We start from the raw sequence: 2419 nt of genomic DNA on the forward strand, positions 1-2419 counted from the left end.
GCACAGGCACAGGCACAGGCACAGGCACAGGCACAGGCACAGGCACAGGCACAGGCATAGGCATAGGCATAGGCATAGGCATAGGCATAGGCATAGGCTCGGGTGCGGGCGCAAGGGCCACGGTCAACCCCTTGCGCTCGCCGAGCGGTGGGCAGAAGGTGCAGACTGTCATCGTCGGCGCCGGTCCCACCGGCCTGTCGGCCGCGTACCACCTGGGCGAGGGCACGGTGCTGCTCGACAAGAACGCGAGCGTCGGCGGCTGGTGCCGTTCGATCCACGACCAGGGCTTCACGTTCGACCATGCCGGCCACATCATGTTTTCCAACGATTCTTATGTGCTGTCGCTGTACGAGATGCTGCTCGGCCCCAACCTGCACTGGCAAAATCGCGAAGCCTGGGTCTACAGCAAGCAGGTGTACACGCGCTACCCGTTCCAGGGCGCCTTGTACGGCTTGCCGCCGAAAGTGATCACCGAGTGCATCATCGGCGCGGTCGAAGCGCGCTTCGGCAGCCTCGACGGCGCATGCGCGGCGCCGCCCTGTGCAGTCAAGCCGGTGGAAGACTGCTGCGCGGACGGTAGCGTCGAGGTCGCGCACGGTACCGCCAGCATTGCGCCGCGCAAGCGCAAGCGCGAAAGCCAGAATTTCGAGGACTTCATTTACAAGGTCTGGGGCCGGGGCATCGCCGAGCACTTCGCCATCCCGTACAACAAGAAGCTGTGGACCGTTCCGCTGAGTGACATGGAAACTTCCTGGCTCGGGGGCAGGGTGCCGCTGCCCGACCTCGAAGAAATCATCGAGGGCGCGTTGGAACCTGTCGCCAAACCCATGGGGCCGAATGCCCGCTTCGGCTATCCGCTCTCCGGTGGCTTTCAAGCATTGATGTCCGGTTTCCTGCCGCATATCAAGGGCCGGATTGAAATGCAGGCCGAGGCGGCCCAGCTGCTGCCACGCGAACATGTGCTGGTGATGGCCGACGGCAGCCGTTACCGCTACGATCACCTGATCAGCACCATGCCCTTGCCGGAACTGATCAAGCTGATCGGCAGCGAGGCGCCGCGCGATGTGCGCGAAGCGGCTGCGGGCTTGCGTCATATATCGGTCCGCTGCGTCAACCTTGGCGTGGCGCGCGAAAACATCACCGACAAGCACTGGATCTACTACCCGGAAGACACGATTTTCCACCGGATTTTCGTCCAGGGGAACGCCAGTCCCCATTGCAACCCGCCCGGCGGATTCGGGCTGAGCTGCGAGATTTCCTACTCCCCATGGAAGCCCTTGCCGCTCGATGGCCAGGCGCTGATCGCGCGCTGTATCGACGACTGCATCAAGGTCACCATGCTCCGGCCGGATGACCGCATCATTACCGCCAACCTGGTCGACATGCCCTATGCGTATGTGGTCTACGACCACGCGCGCGCGGCCAATGTAGCGCGCGTCAAGGCGTGGCTGGCGCGTTACGACATTGTGCTGGCGGGACGCTACAGCGAATGGGAATACTACAACTCCGACCACGCTTTCATCGCCGGCAAGAAGGCAGCGGAAGCGGTGCTTCGCCAGCGCGCCGATGCGGCGCAGAATGTCGGGTCGGAGTGAGATTGCCGCAAGCAGGTCCATGGACTGGCGCACATTCCACGAACGTGCGAAGGTTGGTGGAGACTCGGCGCGGACCCCGGTCGTGGTCGTGGCGTTATTGTGAGAGTAGTCGGGGCTGTGTCGATGAAGGCTATCGCGGTGCTGACTTCACGGCACGGAATTGACAGCCGCGAGAATCGGAATCGGAATCGGAATCAGGGTTCGATTCGCGCATCCATTTGCCTCATTCAGTGATATCGACGTCGGGTGTGCACGCATACCGTGGTGGCATTGATTAGGAAGGTGCAAACGCGGGCACGCTGTCATCAGAGAAGGTGCCACGCGGACACCTGTGATCGGAGAAGGTGAAACGCGGACACGCTGTTTTTGGGGACGGTGCAAACGTAGACACGCTCTCATTAGGGGAGGTGAAACGCAGGCACGCTCTCATTAGGGGAGGTGAAACGCAGGCACGCTCTCATTAGGGGAGGTGAAACGCAGGCACGCTCTCATTAAGGGAGGTGCAGCGCGGACATCTGTCATAAGAGAAGGTAAAACGCGGACACGCTGTTATTAGAGAAGGTGCAGACGCGGACACGCTGTCATTAGGGGAGGTGCAACGCGGGGCAGGTTGCCATTAAATGGGAAGCTATTTCGTCCCACAGCAGAAATGGCAGCGCCGCAGTTCCAGGCATCGGCAGGACGCAAGGACGCGCGGCAACGGCGGTTCTGATCGACCACCCCCTTGCGACTGCGCTGGTACGCCATTCGGCGCAGGAACTGGGCGTGCCGATGCCAGGCGTTATCGCCTGGCCCTTCAACGTCGCTTATCGGCGCGGCGCTAG

Annotated in this window: 1 pseudogene; it reads left to right on the top strand. The window is 61.9% G+C overall.

Annotation, left to right across the window (positions count from 1 at the left end):
- Positions 1–104 precede the first annotated feature (104 nt).
- Positions 105–1595, top strand: a pseudogene (locus PO883_RS34105) (NAD(P)/FAD-dependent oxidoreductase); the annotation flags it as partial.
- Positions 1596–2419: the final 824 nt, after the last annotated feature.

Source organism: Massilia sp. DJPM01 (genome assembly GCF_030348125.1).
Lineage (GTDB): Bacteria > Pseudomonadota > Gammaproteobacteria > Burkholderiales > Burkholderiaceae_D > Telluria_A > Telluria_A frigida.